The sequence below is a fragment of the Mycobacterium sp. genome (assembly GCF_002863225.1).
Lineage (GTDB): Bacteria > Actinomycetota > Actinomycetes > Mycobacteriales > Mycobacteriaceae > Mycobacterium.
This window is the reverse complement of sequence record NZ_PKEK01000024.1, coordinates 54,373-71,686: the sequence shown is the minus strand read 5'-3', so window position 1 is coordinate 71,686 and position 17,314 is coordinate 54,373. Positions and strand designations below refer to the sequence as shown.

General features: G+C 65.2%; 19 protein-coding genes, 1 tRNA gene and 2 pseudogenes. 18 read left to right on the top strand and 4 right to left on the bottom strand.

Translation table 11 applies throughout. From position 1 onward, the window contains the following. Positions 1 to 76 precede the first annotated feature (76 nt). The 11 genes from CYU59_RS05405 (at position 77) to CYU59_RS05355 (ending at position 10,325) form a co-directional block, all read left to right on the top strand. The gene (locus CYU59_RS05405) at positions 77 to 1,606 is read left to right on the top strand and encodes a mannitol dehydrogenase family protein (RefSeq protein WP_292976714.1); all 1,530 of its coding nucleotides are present in this window, start codon (positions 77 to 79) and stop codon (positions 1,604 to 1,606) included. Further along, positions 1,603 to 2,460 (top strand): HAD family phosphatase, encoded by an 858-nt coding sequence (locus CYU59_RS05400; RefSeq protein WP_292976712.1) that lies wholly within the window; start codon positions 1,603 to 1,605, stop codon positions 2,458 to 2,460. Before CYU59_RS05405 ends, CYU59_RS05400 begins: the two co-directional genes overlap by 4 nt. A 31-nt stretch (positions 2,461 to 2,491) precedes the next feature. Then, positions 2,492 to 3,901 (top strand): mannitol dehydrogenase family protein, encoded by a 1,410-nt coding sequence (locus CYU59_RS05395; RefSeq protein WP_292976710.1) that lies wholly within the window; start codon positions 2,492 to 2,494, stop codon positions 3,899 to 3,901. Further along, the gene (locus CYU59_RS05390; protein WP_292976708.1) at positions 3,898 to 4,824 is read left to right on the top strand and encodes a carbohydrate kinase; all 927 of its coding nucleotides are present in this window, start codon (positions 3,898 to 3,900) and stop codon (positions 4,822 to 4,824) included. The genes CYU59_RS05395 and CYU59_RS05390 overlap by 4 nt, the downstream gene beginning before the upstream one ends. A 37-nt stretch (positions 4,825 to 4,861) precedes the next feature. Beyond that, on the top strand, positions 4,862 to 5,797 hold the full coding sequence (locus CYU59_RS05385; protein WP_292976706.1) for a Ku protein: 936 nt from the start codon (positions 4,862 to 4,864) through the stop codon (positions 5,795 to 5,797). A gap of 143 nt (positions 5,798 to 5,940) precedes the next feature. Then, a complete protein-coding gene (locus tag CYU59_RS05380; RefSeq protein ID WP_292976704.1) occupies positions 5,941 to 6,198 on the top strand; it encodes a hypothetical protein in 258 nt (85 codons plus the stop codon). Between the two features lie 36 nt (positions 6,199 to 6,234). Continuing rightward, positions 6,235 to 6,654 (top strand): DUF6632 domain-containing protein, encoded by a 420-nt coding sequence (locus tag CYU59_RS05375; RefSeq protein WP_292976702.1) that lies wholly within the window; start codon positions 6,235 to 6,237, stop codon positions 6,652 to 6,654. A gap of 19 nt (positions 6,655 to 6,673) precedes the next feature. After that, positions 6,674 to 7,012 (top strand): DUF732 domain-containing protein, encoded by a 339-nt coding sequence (locus tag CYU59_RS05370; protein ID WP_292976700.1) that lies wholly within the window; start codon positions 6,674 to 6,676, stop codon positions 7,010 to 7,012. Positions 7,013 to 7,174: 162 nt separating this feature from the next. Beyond that, positions 7,175 to 7,966, top strand: coding sequence for an SDR family oxidoreductase (locus CYU59_RS05365; protein WP_292976698.1), 792 nt, complete (start codon positions 7,175 to 7,177; stop codon positions 7,964 to 7,966). A 1-nt stretch (position 7,967) separates the two neighbouring features. After that, positions 7,968 to 9,044, top strand: a complete 1,077-nt coding sequence (locus tag CYU59_RS05360; RefSeq protein ID WP_292976696.1) for a diacylglycerol kinase — start codon at positions 7,968 to 7,970, stop codon at positions 9,042 to 9,044. 48 nt (positions 9,045 to 9,092) lie between these two features. Continuing rightward, positions 9,093 to 10,325 carry an Nramp family divalent metal transporter gene (locus CYU59_RS05355; RefSeq protein ID WP_292976694.1) on the top strand — a complete coding sequence of 411 codons (1,233 nt, stop codon included), beginning with the start codon at positions 9,093 to 9,095 and terminating at the stop codon, positions 10,323 to 10,325. On the opposite strand, the gene CYU59_RS05350 is transcribed toward CYU59_RS05355, so the two are convergent. Continuing rightward, positions 10,309 to 10,530 carry a hypothetical protein gene (locus CYU59_RS05350; protein WP_292976692.1) on the bottom strand — a complete coding sequence of 74 codons (222 nt, stop codon included), beginning with the start codon at positions 10,528 to 10,530 and terminating at the stop codon, positions 10,309 to 10,311. The genes CYU59_RS05355 and CYU59_RS05350 overlap by 17 nt on opposite strands. Before the next feature lie 124 nt (positions 10,531 to 10,654). Here CYU59_RS05350 and CYU59_RS05345 point away from each other — a divergent pair, with 124 nt between their 5' ends. The 5 genes from CYU59_RS05345 (at position 10,655) to CYU59_RS05325 (ending at position 14,233) form a co-directional block, all read left to right on the top strand. Continuing rightward, positions 10,655 to 11,731: a poly-gamma-glutamate hydrolase family protein gene (locus CYU59_RS05345; protein WP_292976690.1), complete on the top strand. Its 1,077-nt coding sequence runs from the start codon at positions 10,655 to 10,657 to the stop codon at positions 11,729 to 11,731. Positions 11,732 to 11,752: 21 nt separating this feature from the next. Further along, positions 11,753 to 12,571: an LLM class F420-dependent oxidoreductase gene (locus CYU59_RS05340; protein WP_292976688.1), complete on the top strand. Its 819-nt coding sequence runs from the start codon at positions 11,753 to 11,755 to the stop codon at positions 12,569 to 12,571. A 22-nt stretch (positions 12,572 to 12,593) separates the two neighbouring features. Beyond that, the gene (locus CYU59_RS05335; RefSeq protein ID WP_292976686.1) at positions 12,594 to 13,076 is read left to right on the top strand and encodes a hypothetical protein; all 483 of its coding nucleotides are present in this window, start codon (positions 12,594 to 12,596) and stop codon (positions 13,074 to 13,076) included. Continuing rightward, positions 13,073 to 14,122, top strand: coding sequence for a GTP-binding protein (locus CYU59_RS05330; RefSeq protein ID WP_292976814.1), 1,050 nt, complete (start codon positions 13,073 to 13,075; stop codon positions 14,120 to 14,122). The genes CYU59_RS05335 and CYU59_RS05330 overlap by 4 nt, the downstream gene beginning before the upstream one ends. A gap of 38 nt (positions 14,123 to 14,160) precedes the next feature. Further along, a tRNA-Arg gene (locus tag CYU59_RS05325) sits at positions 14,161 to 14,233 on the top strand. Between the two features lie 37 nt (positions 14,234 to 14,270). Here the strand turns inward: CYU59_RS05325 and CYU59_RS05320 are convergent. After that, positions 14,271 to 15,158 (bottom strand): tyrosine-type recombinase/integrase, encoded by an 888-nt coding sequence (locus tag CYU59_RS05320; protein ID WP_292976684.1) that lies wholly within the window; start codon positions 15,156 to 15,158, stop codon positions 14,271 to 14,273. Positions 15,159 to 15,412: 254 nt separating this feature from the next. Further along, positions 15,413 to 15,676: a helix-turn-helix domain-containing protein gene (locus tag CYU59_RS05315; RefSeq protein WP_292976682.1), complete on the bottom strand. Its 264-nt coding sequence runs from the start codon at positions 15,674 to 15,676 to the stop codon at positions 15,413 to 15,415. A gap of 678 nt (positions 15,677 to 16,354) precedes the next feature. On the opposite strand from CYU59_RS05315, the pseudogene CYU59_RS05310 reads away from it, so the two are divergent. Both CYU59_RS05310 and CYU59_RS05305 read left to right on the top strand, forming a co-directional pair. Continuing rightward, positions 16,355 to 16,536: pseudogene (locus CYU59_RS05310) on the top strand (hypothetical protein). Positions 16,537 to 16,559: 23 nt separating this feature from the next. Further along, positions 16,560 to 16,851: pseudogene (locus CYU59_RS05305) on the top strand (cell filamentation protein Fic); the annotation flags it as partial. Between the two features lie 33 nt (positions 16,852 to 16,884). On the opposite strand, the gene CYU59_RS05300 reads toward CYU59_RS05305, so the two are convergent. Beyond that, positions 16,885 to 17,091 carry a hypothetical protein gene (locus CYU59_RS05300; RefSeq protein WP_292976680.1) on the bottom strand — a complete coding sequence of 69 codons (207 nt, stop codon included), beginning with the start codon at positions 17,089 to 17,091 and terminating at the stop codon, positions 16,885 to 16,887. Positions 17,092 to 17,314 lie beyond the last annotated feature (223 nt).

The window sequence follows — 17,314 nt, the reverse complement described above, 5'->3', positions numbered from 1 at the left end:
TGGTCGCCGTGTAAAGGCGCCGTGACATATTCCACTAAAACGTTTAAGTAAGAGGTTTCTATGGGCACGGAGGGGCATGCGAAAAGTAATTCCTTGGCGGCCAAGCGCCGGAGTTCCGCTCAGCAACGACACTCTCGACACCATCCCGATGCGTGCTCAGCGCGTCGACGTGCCCAACTACGACCGGTCCAGCCTGCAACGCGGCGTCGTGCACATCGGGGCGGGCAATTTCCACCGTGCCCACCAGGCCGTCTACTTCGACGACCTGGCCAGTTCCGGTGTCTCCAATCAGTGGGGGGTCACCGGCATCAGCCTGCGCTCCCGCGATGTCAAGGATGTGCTGTCGGCCCAGGACGGCCTCTATACGGTCGTTGAGCGCGGACACGAGGGCGAGACGGCCCGGGTGATCGGTTCGATCGGCTCCGTCCACTACGCGCCCAACGACGGCTCGGCGGTGCGCGACGCGCTCGCCGATCCACGGACCCGCGTCGTCAGCCTCACCATCACCGGCAACGGGTACTTCCTGGACCCGGTCACCCGCGAGTTCGATGCCAGCCATCCCGATGTCCGTGCCGACCTGTTCAACACCGGCAGCTACGTCACCGCGTGGGGATACCTGGCCGAGGCGCTGGAAATGCGTCGTCGCGCCGGCACCACGCCGTTCACGGTGATGTGCTGCGACAACATTCCCGACAACACCGCGGCGGCGCGTACCGCGCTGGTCTCGTTCGCCGCGCTGAAGGATCCGGGGTTGGCCCGCTGGATCGACGCGCATGTGGCGTTTCCGTCCTCGATGGTCGACCGCATCACCCCGCAGACCTCGGAGGATGAGGTCGAGTTCGTCCGACAGACCTTCGGGATTGCCGACAAGTGGCCGGTGCTCACCGAGCCGTACTCGCAGTGGGTCATCGAAGACAACTTCTGCGACGGTCGTCCGCCGCTGGACGAGGTCGGCGCCCAGTTCGTCTCCAACGTCAAAGACCACAAGCTGGTGAAGACCCGCCTGCTCAACGGAACCCACATCGCGATGTCGACCTTGGCCATGCTGGCCGGGTATCGGCGTACCGACGAGGCCATGGGCAACGAGGCCATCCGCGACTTCGTCGAACAACTCCTGCGCGACGAGATCCAGCCGTTGCTGCCGGCGGTGCCCGGGATGAACACGCCTGAGTACCGGGATTCGCTGCTGTCGCGCCTGAGCAACCCGCAGATGAGCGACCAGTTGACCCGACTGGCGCGGCGCGGCTCGGAGAAGATCGCGTCGTTCCTGCTGCCGTCGTTGCAGGAGGCCATCGACCAGGGCCGCCCGCACACGTTGCTGATGCTCGCCCTGGCCGGCTGGATCCGGTACCTGCGGGGCTACGACCTCAATGGATCCAAGCTTCGCGTCGACGATCCCGAGAAGGAGTTGCTGACCAAGCTGGCGACGATGGACGGCAACAATCCCGAGCCGGTGTTGCGACACGAGATCTTCGCCGAACTCCGGACGGTTCCCGGGTTCGCCGACCGTCTGCGCGCGATGATCACCGACATCGACCAGCGCGGCGTGATTGCCACGCTGCGCGAGGCACTCGGCAACAACGAACGCGAACTGGTGCTGCAATGAGCCAGCCGCTGGAATTCGTCCGCCCGTTCAACCCGGCGTCGGTCACCACGCTGTTGCTGGACGCCGACGACAACCTGTTCCCTTCCGAGGCACCAGCTTTCGATGCCTCAGCCGAGGTGACCACCCAGTTTCTGGCCCGGTTCGGCGTCGACTCCCCGCTGAGCGGTGACGAGCTTCGGAGGAAGGCCGTCGGCAAGAACTTTCGCAGCACCGCAACTGATCTGGCCGTGCTGAGCGGCGTTCCGTTCGAGAAGACCCTGGCCGAGAGCCGCCCCGACGCGCAGGTGGCGTCCGAGCGCGACCTGGCCGACGGTCACGCGCTGACCGCCGAAGAGCTCGAACAATGGGTGGGCCGGGAGCGCGAGCAGGTGACCGCTCACTTGGCCGTCACCCTGAAGCCGGACCCGAATGTACTTGTGCCACTACAGGATCTGGCACCGCGCTTCGCGTTGGCCGCCGTCAGCTCCAGCGCACTGGGCCGGCTGAAGGCGTCGTTCACCGCTGCGGGGCTCGACGACCTCGTGCCCGAGGCGGTGCGCTTCAGTGCCGAGGACTCACTCGAGGTGCCGATCAGCAAGCCCGATCCCGCCGTATATCTCGAGGCCGGCCGGGTGCTGGGTGTCGAAGGCCCGCAGGGCCTGGCTGTCGAAGACTCGGTACCCGGTGTGACCTCGGCCGTTGCCGCCGGGTACTACGCCGTCGGTAACGTGATGTTTGTGCCCGCCGACGAAAAGCAGAGCCGCATCGCCGACCTCCTCGATGCCGGTGCAGTCGCCGTCACCGATTCGTGGCGGGCCCTTGCCGACGCCCTCATTCTGGCGGCGGTAACGAGCGGGGGTTCCGCGCTCAGCTAGGCATCGCCACCCCGGAAGGAGTTGCATTACCGTGTCTGACGCAATAGCTCTGAACAACTCGGCCCTGGCACACCTGCCGGTCGACGCCCCGAAATACGACCGCAGCAAGGTCAGCGTGGGTATCGCGCACATCGGTGCCGGTCACTTTCACCGCGCGCACCAGGCTGCCTACATCAACCTGTTGTTGCAGCAGGGTCTGGCCGACGAGTGGGGTATCTGCGGCGTGGGCGTAATGCCCGCCGACTGGACCATGCGCGATGTCCTCGACGGTCAGGACGGGCTGTACACGCTGATCCTGGAGAACCCCGACGGCACCCGGGACGCCCAGGTGATCGGATCGATCATCGACTACCGCTACGCCCCGGACGATCCGGAGTCAGCGTTGGAGGTGCTGGCCGCGCCGACCACCAAGATCATCTCGCTGACCATCACCGAAGGCGGATACCTCGATCCCGACGGTCCGGCTTTCACCCTGATCACCGAGGCTCTCGCGCGGCGTCGCAGGAACGGGATCCCGGCGCCCACCATCGTCTCCTGCGACAACATCGAGAACAATGGCGAGGTCGCCGAGCGCACCGTGCTGGCGGGTGCCGAGCGGGTTGATCCCGACTTGGCCGAATGGGTGGGCGAGCATGCCCGATTCCCGAACTCGATGGTCGACCGCATCACTCCCGCAACGACTTTGGAGATGGCCGCGGAGGTACGGCGCGACTTCGGCGTCGACGACCGGTGGCCGGTGGTGGCCGAGCCGTTCAGTGCCTGGGTGATCGAAGACGACTTCGCCGACGGCCGCCCGCCGCTGGAGAAGGCGGGCGTGCTGGTCGTCGACGACGTGCGGCCGTATGAGTTGATGAAGCTGCGGATGCTCAACGCGGGGCATCAGTGCCTGTGTTACTTCGCCCATCTGTGCGGCTTCGAGTACGTCCACGACGCTGCGCAGGACCCGGTGTTCGCCAAGTACCTGCTGTCCTACCTCGAAGACGAGGCCATCCCGACGTTGCCGCCGGTGCCCGGGATCGACCTGCACCAGTTCGCCCACACGCTGATCGAGCGGTTCGCCAACCCGGCCGTGCGCGACACCGTCGCGCGGATCTGCGCCTACTCGTCGGACCGCATTCCGAAATGGTTGTTCCCGGTCATCACCGACAACCTGGCCAGCGGCGGGCCGGTGGCGATGGCGTCGGCGGCCGTGGCCAGCTGGGCACGCTACGCAGAGGGCGTCGACGAGTGGGGCGAGCCGTACGAGGTGCTCGACCAGTTGGCCGACTCGCTGATTCCGATCGCCCGCTCGCAGCACGAAAACCCCAACGCATTCATCGAAGTCACCGCGGTGTTCGCCGACCTGGCCCACCAGCACCGCTTCGTCGAGTCTTACCGCTGGGCCCTGGACTCGTTGCACAACAAGGGCGCTCGCGCGACGTTGGAGGCGTTGGTGCAATGAGCCGCGGGCTGGTGATCGGCGAGGCACTCATCGACATCGTCCAGGACGGCCATCAGGTCATCGGCGAACATGTCGGCGGGAGTCCGCTGAACGTCGCGGTCGGGCTGGCCAGGCTGGGCCGCGACGTCGACTTCCTCACCCACATCGGCGCCGACGCCTACGGTCGTCGCATCGCCGAGTACGTCAAAACGTCTGGGGCACAGCTCGTTCCCGGCAGCGACAGCGCAGACCGGACCACCACCGCCCGCGCGACCGTCGCCCAAGACGGCTCGGCCAGCTACGAATTCGACCTGGACTGGCAGCTGTCCGGCACGCCGCCCGTCGCGCCTCCGCTGTTTGTCCACACCGGATCCATTGCCGCGATGCATGATCCGGGTTGTCTGGCCGTCGCGGCGCTGGTCGACGCCTACCGGGTGTCGGCCACCGTCAGTTTCGACCCCAACGTGCGACCTTCGCTGATCGCCGACCGGGAACTGGCCCGTACCCGCATCGAGCATCTGGTCGAGCGCAGCGACATCGTGAAGGTCAGCGATGAAGACCTGCGCTGGCTGCATCCGGACCGCAAGCCCGACGACGTCGCGCGAACCTGGCAGGCGCTGGGTCCGGCGATCGTCGCGGTGACGATGGCCGACCAGGGCGCCGAAGCCGTCTGCGCGGCCGGCGCGGTACGGGTCCCCGCGCGATCATCCAGGGTGGTCGACACCGTCGGCGCTGGTGACTCGTTCATGGTCGGACTGCTCGACGCACTGTGGGCACAGGGCCTTCTGGGCGCCGAGCGACGGGCTGAGCTCGCCGGTCTCGACCTCGAGTCGCTGACCGAGGCGCTGGAGGCCGGCAGCGCGGTGGCGGCGGTGACCGTGGGCCGCGCGGGCGCCGACCTGCCGGATCGGGAGGCATTGACCGCTGCGGCGCAGCAGCGATAGGCGCGTATCCGCCCAGCGGAGTGGGCATACTGGCAGCATGCGTTCGATCTGGAAGGGCTCGATCTCCTTCGGGCTGGTCAATGTCCCGGTCAAGGTCTACAGCGCGACCCAGGACCACGACGTCAAGTTCCACCAGGTGCATGCCAAGGACAACGGCCGCATCCGGTACAAGCGGGTGTGTGAGGTCGACGGCGAAGTCGTCGAGTACCGCGACATCGCGCGGGCTTACGAGTCGGACGACGGCCAGATGGTGATCATCACCGACGACGACATCGCGACGCTGCCCGAGGAGCGCAGCCGCGAGATCGAAGTGCTGGAATTCGTCCCGGCCAGCGAGCTGGACCCGATGATGTTCGACCGCAGCTACTTCCTCGAGCCCGACGGCAAGTCGACGAAATCGTATGTGCTGCTGGCGAAAACGCTGGCCGATACCGATCGGGTGGCGATTGTCCACTTCGCCTTGCGTAACAAGACACGACTTGCAGCGTTGCGGGTCAAGGACTTCAGCAAGCGCGAGGTCATGGTGATCCACACGCTGCTGTGGCCTGACGAGATCCGCGACCCCGACTTCCCGGTGCTGGACAAGAAGGTCGAGGTCAAACCTGCCGAGCTCAAAATGGCCGGCCAGGTGGTCGAGTCGATGGCCGATGAGTTCAATCCCGACCGCTACCACGACGAGTATCAGGCGCACCTGCACGAGTTGGTGCAGGCCAAACTCGAAGGCGGCGAAGCCTTTACCACCGAGGAGCAGCCGAAGGAGCTCGACGAGACCGAGGACGTCTCAGATCTGCTTGCCAAGCTCGAAGCGAGCGTGAAGGCCCGCGCCGGCGGCGACAAGGCAGCGGCGAAAAAGGCTCCCGCCAAGAAGACCGCTGCCAAAAAAGCGCCCGCCAAGAAGGCGCCGGCCAAAACCGCAGCCAAAAAGTCGACGGCCAAAAAAGCCCCCGCCAAGAAGTCGGCCACTAAGGGCTAGAACGGTTTACGGGCATCCGATCGCCGGTCTTGGTGACCAGCAGATGGGGGAATTTGCCGTTTCCCCAGCGTGCCCGCGTGAGCCGGAGGTATGGTCCGGTCCAGTGCGGCCAGATCCGGGCCGCGTTCAGGAAGCAGCACGACATGGGTCAATTTCAATTTCAGAGGGTAGTAGCGGGGCTCGCGATCGTCGCAGCCGCTGTTTTGTACGGCTTGATCGGAGCGGCACCGCCCGGCCACGCCGATCCCCCGATCTGCGGCACTCCCGACACGCCCCAGTGCGCCGGTGGTAGTCCACTGACTCCCCAACAGCAGTGCGCCTTCACCGCCTGGCGGACCATGATGCCCTGCAACTGGCTGGGCCAGCAGGTGCCGCAAGGCACCCCGGGAAGCTGGGGATAGCGAAACCAGCTGAAGCACAGCACTTTTGGAGATCCCGTGACGCAATCCACCAGCTACCGGTTGCTCCAGGTCGCACTCGTCTTCTTCGGGACGGTGATGATGCTCGTCTATCCCCTGGCGGTGGTGTGGCCGTCGGGATGGGCATGGCATCACGGCGCTCCGCACCAGTCCGACTACTTCATGATGATCGTGGGGCTGTACGTGACGCTCGGATTGTTCCTCTGGAACGCGGCCCGACGACCGGAGGCCCACGTGAGCCTGATCTGGTTCGCGGTGTGGTCGAGTGTGGTGCACGCCCTGGTGATGGCTGTCGAGTCGGTCGGTGGCGAGCACCACACCGGGCACTTGTGGGGTGACGTCCCGGCGCTGCTGCTGGTCGCTGTCGTGCTGGCGGTCCTGCTACGCGCGTCAGGCGTTGCGTCTTCGACGGTCGATTCGCCGCGCGAAGTCGCGTGATCTGGATTAACGTCGCTGCATGAAAGTTCGATGTACCGGTTGGGCGACACTGATGCTGTCGTCCATCGTGACCGCCCTGGCCTGCGCGACGCCGGCGTCAGCCGATGCCACCGACGACGCGGTGGTGGTGGCCCTCGCCAAGCGCAACATCGTGATCAATGACCAGAATCGTGACGCGATGCTCGCCGAGGCTCACATGGTGTGCGACGGGCTGGACAAGCACTACAACGCAAGCGCCTTGACAATGAAGTTGGTCGGCGACACCGACCTCAACGCCAGCCAGTCGAGCTTCTTCATCGGGGTCGCCGTGTCGGCCTACTGCCCGCAGTACAAAGGGCGCCCCAACGCCGCTACCTAGAACGGCGGAGGGTCGTCTCCGGACACCCCGCTGTCGTACGGTACAGCGCGTTGTCGCGCCAACTAAGCCACCCGCGCTTGACGGATCCTTAATGCGAAAAAACTAGAACATGTTTCAGAAAGAGGGTTCCCCGGCTGTCGGCGGCTTGTTACGGTGGCGCCCGTGATCCTCGACAAATTCAGACTCGACGGCCAGGTTGCCGTCGTCACCGGCGGTGGGCGTGGTCTTGGCGCGGCCATTGCATTGGCCTTCGCCGACGTCGGCGCCGACGTGCTCATCGCATCCCGCACGCAATCCGAACTAGAGGCCGTCGCTGAAAAGGTCCATGCCGCGGGCCGACGGGCCCACATCGTCACAGCCGACCTCGCTCAGCCGGAGGCCACCGCGGAGCTGGCCGCCCAGGCCGTCGACGCGTTCGGGCGGCTGGACATCGTCGTCAACAACGTCGGCGGAACCATGCCCAATGGGCTGTTGACCACCTCGACGAAAGACCTCAAGAGCGCCTTCACCTTCAACGTGGCCACGGCCCATGCGTTGACCGTCGCCGCAGTGCCGCTGATGCTCGAGCACTCCGGTGGCGGCAGCGTCATCAACATCACCTCGACGATGGGCCGCGTCGCGGGCCGCGGTTTCGCGGCCTATGGAACTGCCAAGGCCGCACTTGCGCACTACACCCGGCTGGCCGCGCTCGACCTGTGCCCGCGGGTCCGGGTCAACGCGATCGCGCCGGGCTCGATCGCCACCTCGGCACTCGACGTGGTCGCCTCCAACGACGACCTCAGAGAGCCGATGGAGAAGGCAACGCCGCTGAGAAGACTTGGCCAGCCCGACGAAATCGCAGCCGCCGCAGTATATTTGGCGTCGCCAGCCGGCGCCTACCTGACCGGCAAGGTGATCGAAGTCGACGGCGGCATCACCTTCCCCAACCTCGACCTACCGATCCCGGATCTGTGACATGCCAATCAAAGTCGCCGCAATCGGCACCGGCAATGTCGGAATCCACGCGCTCAAAGCGCTCATCACCAACCCGGACTACGAGCTCACCGGGGTATGGGTCTCCTCGGACGCCAAAGCCGGCAAAGACGCCGGAGAGCTTGCCGGCCTTGATGTTTCAACAGGAATCAAGGCCACCACCGACCTCGACGAGGTGCTGGCCAGCGGCCCGCAGTGCGCGGTCTACACCGCCTTGGCGGACAATCGGTTGCCGGACGCGCTCGAGGACTACCGGCGCATTCTTGCCGCCGGTGTCAACGTGGTCGGCAGCAGCGCCGTTTTCCTGCAGTACCCGTGGCAGGTGCTGCCGGACAACATGCTCAAGCCGATCGAAGATGCTGCCCAGGAAGGTAATTCGAGCCTGTTCGTCAATGGCATCGATCCGGGTTTCGCCAACGACCTGATCCCGCTGGCGCTGGCGGGAACGTGTCAGAGCGTTCAGCAGATCCGTTGTATGGAGATCGTCGACTACGCCACCTACGACAGCGCGGCGGTGATGTTCGACGTGATGGGGTTCGGCAAGCCGCTCGACGACATCCCGATGCTGCTGCAGCCGGGCGTGCTGAGCCTGGCCTGGGGATCAGTGGTGCGCCAACTCGCGGCGGGGCTGGGTGTCGAACTCGACGCGGTCACCGAACGGCAGGAACGGATTCCAGCACCCGAGGACTTCGACATCGCCTCCGGGCACATCGCCGAGGGCACCGCCGCGGCGCTGCGGTTCGAGGTACAAGGCGTGGTCGACGGCCATCCCGTCGTCGTCCTCGAACACGTCACCCGGTTGCGTGAGGACCTGTGCCCGGATTGGCCGCAACCGGCCCAGCCCGGCGGTTGCTACCGGATCGAGATCACCGGCGAACCGTCCTACGCCGTCGACGTCTGCCTGGGCAGCCCCAACGGCGACCACAACCACGCCGGCTTGGTTGCCACCGCGATGCGGGTGGTCAACGCGATCCCCGCCGTCGTCGCCGCACCGGCAGGGATCCGGACCACGCTGGACCTCCCCCTGATCACCGGTCGCGGCCTGTACTCGGTGTCCTGACAGTTCGACTAACCTAACTTTCTTATTCGACGATCGAAAGAGAGCTAGGTGCCCCAGGACACCCGCGCCCGGCTGAAGACCGGGTGGTATCTGCTCGGCCCCGCATTCGTCGCCGCGATTGCCTACGTCGACCCGGGCAATGTGGCCGCGAACATCAGTGCGGGCGCGCAATTCGGCTTCGCATTGCTCTGGGTGATCGTCCTGGCGAACGTGATGGCCGGTCTCGTGCAATACCTTTCGGCAAAGCTGGGCCTGGTCACCGGCCGGACGCTGCCCGAAGCGATCGGCGAGAAGCTGAGCCGCCCGGCCCGGCTGGCGTTCTGGCTGCAGGCCGAAGTCGTGGCGATGGCCACCGATGTGGCCGAGGTGATCGGCGGGGCGATCGCGTTGCACATCCTGTTCGGGCTGCCACTGTTGCTCGGCGGGGTCGTCACCGGTGTCGTGTCGCTCTTACTGCTGCGGGTACAGGACCAGCGCGGTCAGCAGATCTTCGAGCGGGTGATCACCGGGCTGCTGCTGGTGATTGCGATCGGCTTCACCGCCAGCTTCTTCGTCGCGACGCCGCCGCCCGGCGAGGTCGTCAGCGGTCTGGTCCCCCGCTTCCTGGGCAAGGAGAGCGTGCTGCTGGCCGCGGCCATCCTGGGGGCGACGGTGATGCCGCACGCGGTGTATCTGCACTCCGGGCTGGCCCGCGACCGGCACGGCCACCCCGATCCTGGTCCGCAACGCCGCCGCCTGCTGCGGATCACCCGGCTGGACGTCGGGCTGGCGATGGTGGTCGCGGGCGGGGTGAACGCCGCGATGCTTCTGGTCGCCGCGCTGAACATGCGCAACCGCGGCGACATCAGCTCGATCGAAGTGGCCTACGCCGCTGTGCACGACACGGTCAGCCCGTTCGTTGCCGCGCTGTTCGCGGTCGGCCTGCTGGCGTCGGGACTGGCATCGGCATCGGTGGGCGCCTACGCCGGCGCGATGATCATGCAGGGCCTGCTGCACCGGTCGATACCGATGGTGTGGCGGCGGCTTGCGACGCTGGCGCCGGCGCTGTTGATCCTGGCGCTTGGTTTTAATCCCACGCGCACGTTAGTGCTGTCGCAGGTCGTGCTGTCGTTCGGAATTCCGTTCGCACTGCTCCCGCTGGTTCGGCTGACCGGTGATCGCGCGCTGATGGGCGCCGACACCAACCACCGCCTCACCACGATTGCGGGTTGGGCGATCGGCACGCTGATCAGTCTGCTCAACGTGGTGCTGATCTATTTGACGATCAGCGCCACAGGCTAGGCCGGGCGTCGGAATTCTCGTTCTCCCAGCGGTGTTTTCCGGTGCCTTCGAGCGCGTTGAGTTCGTCGAGCAACGCATCCATCTGCGCGAGTGACGGCATCTCCTTGCCTCGCTCGCGGTAGGCATCACGAACGCTGGCCAGTAGCCGCAACTCGCGCTCGATGGTCTCCCGGTCCCGTGTGCCGTCGTCGTCCCCGCCGCGCATTGAACAATCTTTTCACCTCGGAGCGCGCTGCAATGGCGCGACTCGTGGAATTAATGATTTGCTCAGACGTCGTTCGAACCTGCGGCCCGTCCAGGTCGATACTTCGCTCGGCTAACATCGACCCGTGACGCAGCGACGCCGTCATTCCTACTTCGCGTACGGGTCCAACCTGTGCGTGCAGCAGATGGCGCGGCGGTGTCCCGATGCGGCCGACCCGCGCCCTGCTGTGCTCGCCAACCATGACTGGCTGATCAACCAGCGTGGCGTGGCGACGGTCGAGCCATTCGACGGGACGCGGGTACACGGCGTGGTCTGGGAGGTGTCCGACCACGACCTGGCCGCCCTGGACAGAGCCGAGAGCGTGCCGGCGCATTACAGCCGCAACCAGATGACGATCGAGACCGAAGACGGGCCGGCGGATGCGTGGGTCTACGTCGACCACCGGGTGAATCCGGGCCCGCCGCGGCCCGGTTATCTGGAGCGGATCATCGACGGCGCACGCCATCACGGGTTGCCGCAGAGCTGGATCGACTTCTTGCGCAGGTGGGATCCTTCGCGCTGGCCCAAACCACGATCGCGGCCCACGACGCCTGCGCCGCAAAACCTTTCGGAGTTGCTTGCCGATCCTGCCGTGGTCGAGGTCAGCCGGTTGCGGTCCCGGTTCGGCTTCCTGGCCATCCACGGCGGTGGTCTCGAGGAAATGACCGACGTGATCGCCGAGCGGGCCGCCGCGGCGGCCGGGGCGTCGGTGTATCTGGTCCGCCACCCCGACCGGTACCCGCACCACCTGGCGTCGGCCCACTATCTCGCTGAGGAGTCCGAGCGCCTGGCGGAGTTCCTCAGCCACGTCGACGTCACGGTGTCACTACACGGCTACGGGCGAATTGGCCGGGCTACGCAATTGTTGGCCGGTGGACGCAACCGCGCACTGGCCGCCCACGTCGCCGGGCATCTCGACCTGCCCGGGTATCACGTCGTCACCGATCTCGACAAAATTCCGACCGAGCTCCGCGGTCAGCATCCACAGAATCCGGTGAACCAAACTCGCCACGGCGGAACACAATTGGAACTGCCAACCCGGGTCAGAGGGATCAGCCCGCGCAGCCCGGTGCCAGGCGCCGACGGTTTGTCGCCGGTGACGGCCGCACTGGTGCGCGGCCTGACATCAGCCGCGCGTACGTGGAAATCGCAGTCTCGATAACAACACAACCGGAGGTGGCCAATGGCCGAACGCGCCTTTCGTTTCTCGGTGGGCATTCACGGCTTCAAGTCGCGAACCGCTCTACAGGACAAGGCAAAGCGGTTGGAGGACAGCGGTTTTGACGCGCTGTATCTGCCCGACCACCTCGGCGCGCCGGCTCCGTTTCCGGGGCTGACCGCAATCGCGTCCGTGACGTCACGGGTGCGGCTGGGCACCTACGTGCTCAACGCCGGGTTTTACAAGCCCGCGTTGCTGGCCCGCGACGCTGCCGAACTCGACAAGCTCAGTGACGGGCGGCTCGAACTCGGACTCGGCGCCGGGTATGTGCGCGAGGAGTTCGAAGCGGCCGAACTGCCGTACCCGACCGCGCGGCAACGCGTCGAGTACCTGGAGCACGTCACGGTTCACCTGAAGAAGAACCTGCCCACGGTGCCGATCCTGATCGCGGGCAACGGCAACCGACTGCTGACAGTCGCGGCGCAGCACGCCGACATCATCGGCTTGACCGGTGCCAGTTCCGACTCCGCCGACCCGTTGGCCGAGCGAATCGAATTCATTCGCGAAGCCGCCGGCGACAGATTCGCCGACCTGGAGCTGAACCTGGCCATCACCGCCGTGCCATCCGGTGACTCCGACCAAGCCGACCTGACGCTGACCCGACGATTCGTGCCGGGGGTATCCGACGAAGATCTGCTGGCAATGCCGTCGGTGCTGACCGGGTCGACCAGTGAGCTGGCCGACACCCTGCGCGGCTACCGCGAGAAGTACGGGCTGACGTCGTTCACGTTCCAGGAGAACCACGCCGAGACAATCGCCAAGGTCATTGCCGAGTTCCGTTGACCGCGTTCCGTATGGTGGGTTGATGCGTTACAACCCGCCTCCCAACTGGCCGAAGCCGCCCCAGGGCTGGGCGCCGTACCCGGACTGGTCGCCGGACCCGTCGTGGCCGCCGCCACCGGAGGGTTGGCAACTGTGGGTCGAGGACGACGACGACTCGGACTCGCAGGCTGCGCTGGGTCAACTCAAACAGGCCGGTGACGACGGCGAGTACTTCGGCGACGAGAACGCCTGGGCCGATGACTCGGGTCCGGCACCCGCTCACGAGGATCTGGACGCGTTGCCGACTCCGCAGCCCACCGAAGTCGCGCCGCAAGATCTCGCGGTGCAACACCTCGGCCAATACGCGACGGTCAAGTGGGATGACGCGCAGCACTACGCCATCGGCACCATCGTCGCCGTCTCGGCAGACGCGGCGGCGGTGCGTCTCACGCTCGACGGCATCGACGCGCCGATCGTGTTCTCCCGGGAAACGGCGGGCAGCCCGAAGCTGCTGGTCTGGATCTGAGCCGGCTTCCGGCGGCCATCCCCGTCATCTGCCTGACCGGTTACCTCGGCGCCGGCAAAACGACGCTGCTCAACCACGTGCTGCGCAGCCCGGGTGCGCGGATCGGCGTGATCATCAACGACTTCGGTGAGCTGAACGTCGACGCCATGCTGGTGGCCGGGCAGGTCGACGAGCCGGTGTCGATCGCCGGTGGCTGCATCTGCTGCCTGCCTGACGACGGTGGTATCGACCAGGCGCTGAGCAAGCTCGCCGACCCGAAGCTCAACCTCGATGCCGTCATCGTCGAGGCCAGCGGTTTGGCCGATCCGCTGAGCGTTGCCCGGATCATCGGTTTCAGCCGGGTTGCCGGACTCCGCTATGGCGGCCTGGTCGACGTCGTGGATGCCGCAACGCATTTCGACATCGTCGACACCGGACAGGCACCGCTCGCGCGCTACCGGGCGACGTCGCTGGTCGTCGTGAACAAGCTCGACCAACTCCCCGACGATGATCGCGCCGGCATGGTCGAACGGGTGGAACAACGGGTGCGCGAACAGAATTCACGGGCGACCGTGGTCGGGGCGGTCGGCGGGCAGATCGACCCCCGGCTGCTCTACGACGTCGGGGGCTCCGACGAGGAACCGGGCCAACTCTCGTTGCGTGAACTGTTCGTCGACGAAGCGGCCGGTGCGGTGGCAGACCACGACCACGACCACGACCATGTGCATGCCGACTCGGTCACCGTGACCACCGCCGGTGAGGTGGACCCGGGTGCTCTGATCGACCTGCTCGAGGCACCGCCGACCGGGGTATATCGACTCAAAGGTGCGGTGGCGATGCGGTATGGACGGGGCACGCCCACCTTTGCGGTCAACCTGGTCGGCCCGACGATCCACATCGCGAACGCGCCACCCGGGGTCTCACCCAATTTTCTGGTCGCCATCGGGATGCACCTCGACACCGACGAGGTGCGGGCGCGGCTCGACGCGGCGCTGCGTCCTTCGACTGAGCCGGCGACTCTCGCTGACGTTCACCGCCTGCGGCGGTACCGGCGCCACAGCCTTTGACTGAGCGGCTAGATTTAATGGAGTTTTGAAGCCCCGCGGCCCCCGTAGCTCAGGGGATAGAGCACGGCTCTCCTAAAGCCGGTGTCGCAGGTTCGAATCCTGCCGGGGGCACTAGGGTTTTTGCAGGTCAGCGCGTTGAGCGGTTTGACTAACCCTCTGTCTCGGCTGTGCTTGGTCGGTGCTTGGTCGGTGATTGTTTGGCATGAGATGATTCGCGTTGGCTGGCGATGGTCAGTCGCGCGGCAGCGTCGAGTCGCGAAGCGATGTCATCAAGGTCCGTCGGGAAAAGACCCGCGTAGTGGTTGAGCGTGGTCGCCGCCGATTCGTGACCCAACAGGCGCGCGACCGCGACGACCGACGCACCTTCCTGGATAGCCAGCGACGCCGCGGTGTCGCGCAGATTGTGGGGAGTGACTTTCAAGCCGAGCGCCGCGACCGCGGAATCAAAAACGTCGCGTCGCCAGTTCCGGTTGCGAAGCGGTGTGCCGGACGCGGAAGGAAAGACCAATTCGCCTCGGGTCTGGAGCGCTTTGTAGTTTGCGAGCTCTCCCGACACGATCTCGGGGACAGGCACTGTGCGGGCCTGATGATTCTTCACCGGCGACAACTCACCCCGCGGCGCCTCCTCCGAATACGCCTGAACAACGCGCAAGGTCCTACTTTCCAAATCGACATCGGACCATCGCAATGCCGCTAGCTCGCCCCATCTCAGCCCGCAATAACCAGCGACGAGCACCAGCAAACGATCCCTCGCTGCGTCGACCACTTCCGCAAGCCGCCAAAGTTCGTCATGGGTCAAAGGCCGTGGGTCATTGCCCTGCACCTTGGACAGACGGATCCCCGCGGCAGGATTGCGCTGGATTGCGCCGTCGCGCACGGCATAGTCGAACACCCGTCGCAAAACGCCAAGCGCATGGCGGGCGGTCGCAACGGACTGCGTTCGCGATAGTTCGGCGGCCCAGGCCTGTACCTCAGACGGTCGCACCGAGACGAGTGGACGGCGCCCAAAGGTACCGGCGATCTGCTTCGCAATCACCCCACGAATCTTGCGAAGAGTGGCCGGCTGCCGAGCCGGCTGGGCGTCCAGCCAGATCTTGCACCACTCCCCAACTGGCCTGTCGCCTGCTGCCGGATCAGACCACACTCCGGATCGGAGGCTGTCCGTTTGGCGCCGTTCCCATTCCTGCGCATCGCGCTTCCGCTGGAACGTCCGCGACGCTACATATCGGCCGCGGTAGTAGATGCGAGCGCGGTAGACTCGCGCGCCGTTTGGACCGACACGTCCCTCAATCACCCTGCTTGCCAGCGTGATTCACGCCGGATGTCGAGCCACTCATCGACCTCGCGGGAGTCCCATCGAAGCGCGGTTCCGACACGAATTGCCGGCGGGCCGTCGCCGCGCAGACGCCAAGCGCGAATGCAGCCGACGCTCACAGTTAGCCGCTCTGCGAGCTCTTGGATCGTCAGCAAGGTGCCGGGTTGATGCGTATCAGCCTGTGACGCCGGCTGTTTCGAAACCGCAAGCACTTTTGCCGGTATCTGAGAGGCAGCCATCGAGTGTCCTTCGTTGATGTATCCGATTACTTGGGATCATCGGATACCTCCTGGCCGTCTCGCTACCAACGCAAGCAACTTCGCTCGAAATTGGGTTCGTCGACGAGACACGATGGTTTCGCCACGATTCCCAGGGCGTCCGCGCTTGGGAGCGTAAATTGACTGGATGACCACGCGGCCGGGCTCCCGAGGGGACGGCGCCCATGACGGGCACCAGTCAGATAGCACCGCTGCGGGTACTGAGGACAATGCCGCAGCGAGCTACAGCCCCCGGAAGTTCGGCCAGCTTCCGCGACTCATCGTGCCCGAGAATTTTGACGAGCAGCTTACGGATGCTCAAATCTCTCCCTGGGAATTCCGTTCGGAGCCGACCAATAGCGAGATCTGCCACCCTGCGGCGCCTGTCGATCTCTAAGTTATGAGCCAACTGGTAGCTGTCTCCCCCGGTACGCCTCGTCTCATAGCTACAGATCAGCGCTCTTCAGCCATCCAACCTGTTTCGCCCCGTCTCGCCCGTACGCATCGGTTCCGCCGCGTTTTGTGTCCAAATGCGTGGCCAACCGTTGTCCCGCCGCTGCCGGGATGCATTCACGGGATAAAGTCCGCTTAGTCGCGCTTTCATCCGATGTCTGTTTCGTCGATTATCCTGGAGTGATTCGACTGAAGGGTGGTGTCCAGGTGAGCGAGCTGCAAAAGGCCAAGCGTCGGGTTAAGGCCATCCGCGCGATCCGCCGTAGCAGTGAGCTCGAAGGGTCGCGTAGCACCGACGCCACCCGTGCCGACCAGGTTCGCTATGCCCGCGGGTCCATAACCGCTGCTCAGCTGGGCGATCGTATCGCCGTAGGTATAACGTCAAGTAACCAGATCAGAGAGTGTCGCACCCCTGGATACTGGCGATCCTGAACAGGACTGGCAGGGGTATTTCATACCGGGCAGCACAGACAACCGAGGCGTTGCAGGACGCGGAGAAAGATCTCGTCGAGGTGCGAATTATCGAACTCCGCGAAGCTCCCGACCTACTCGGGGAGCGGACAGACGATCTCACTTACCTGCAAGCGATCCACCGCCAGCTCTTTCAGGACGTATATGTGTGCGCTGGAGATGTCCGGACTGGCGACATCAAGAAGGGCGGCGAATCCTTTTGTCCGCCGGGCAGCATCGGCCAGCCGATAGACATGTCGCCGCGGAGATCTACCGGCACAACACACCTACTGCTGGGGTTTCATGATCGCGCGGGTGCGACGCTCACAAAAAATGCCCTCATTGGCAATCGTTTCAATCGCAGAAGGGATAGAGGAACGCGGGATTGCAAGTGCTATCGCATCGACCTCATCGTCGGTCAATGTCCTGCCGGCCCATTCTTCGAGCTGCGAGCGGTGCAAGATGACGTGCGGTTGCTCGGCTGCCGAATCCACCATGGCTACCCTCTAATTAATTTTCGTTGTGCGTTTGGTCTGGTCTTAGGAGGCTAAACAGCCCCCGGCAAATTCGGGAAATGGCGGCACTGTTGCTCGGCTCTTGTGCGCGGAACATGTCATCGATTCTGATCACGGCGTCGTAGCGGCTGCAGGCCTCGCCTCCACAGTCAAACTCCGCGCAGATCGGGAAAACGTACTTCCGCAGAGAACAGGCGCCCCG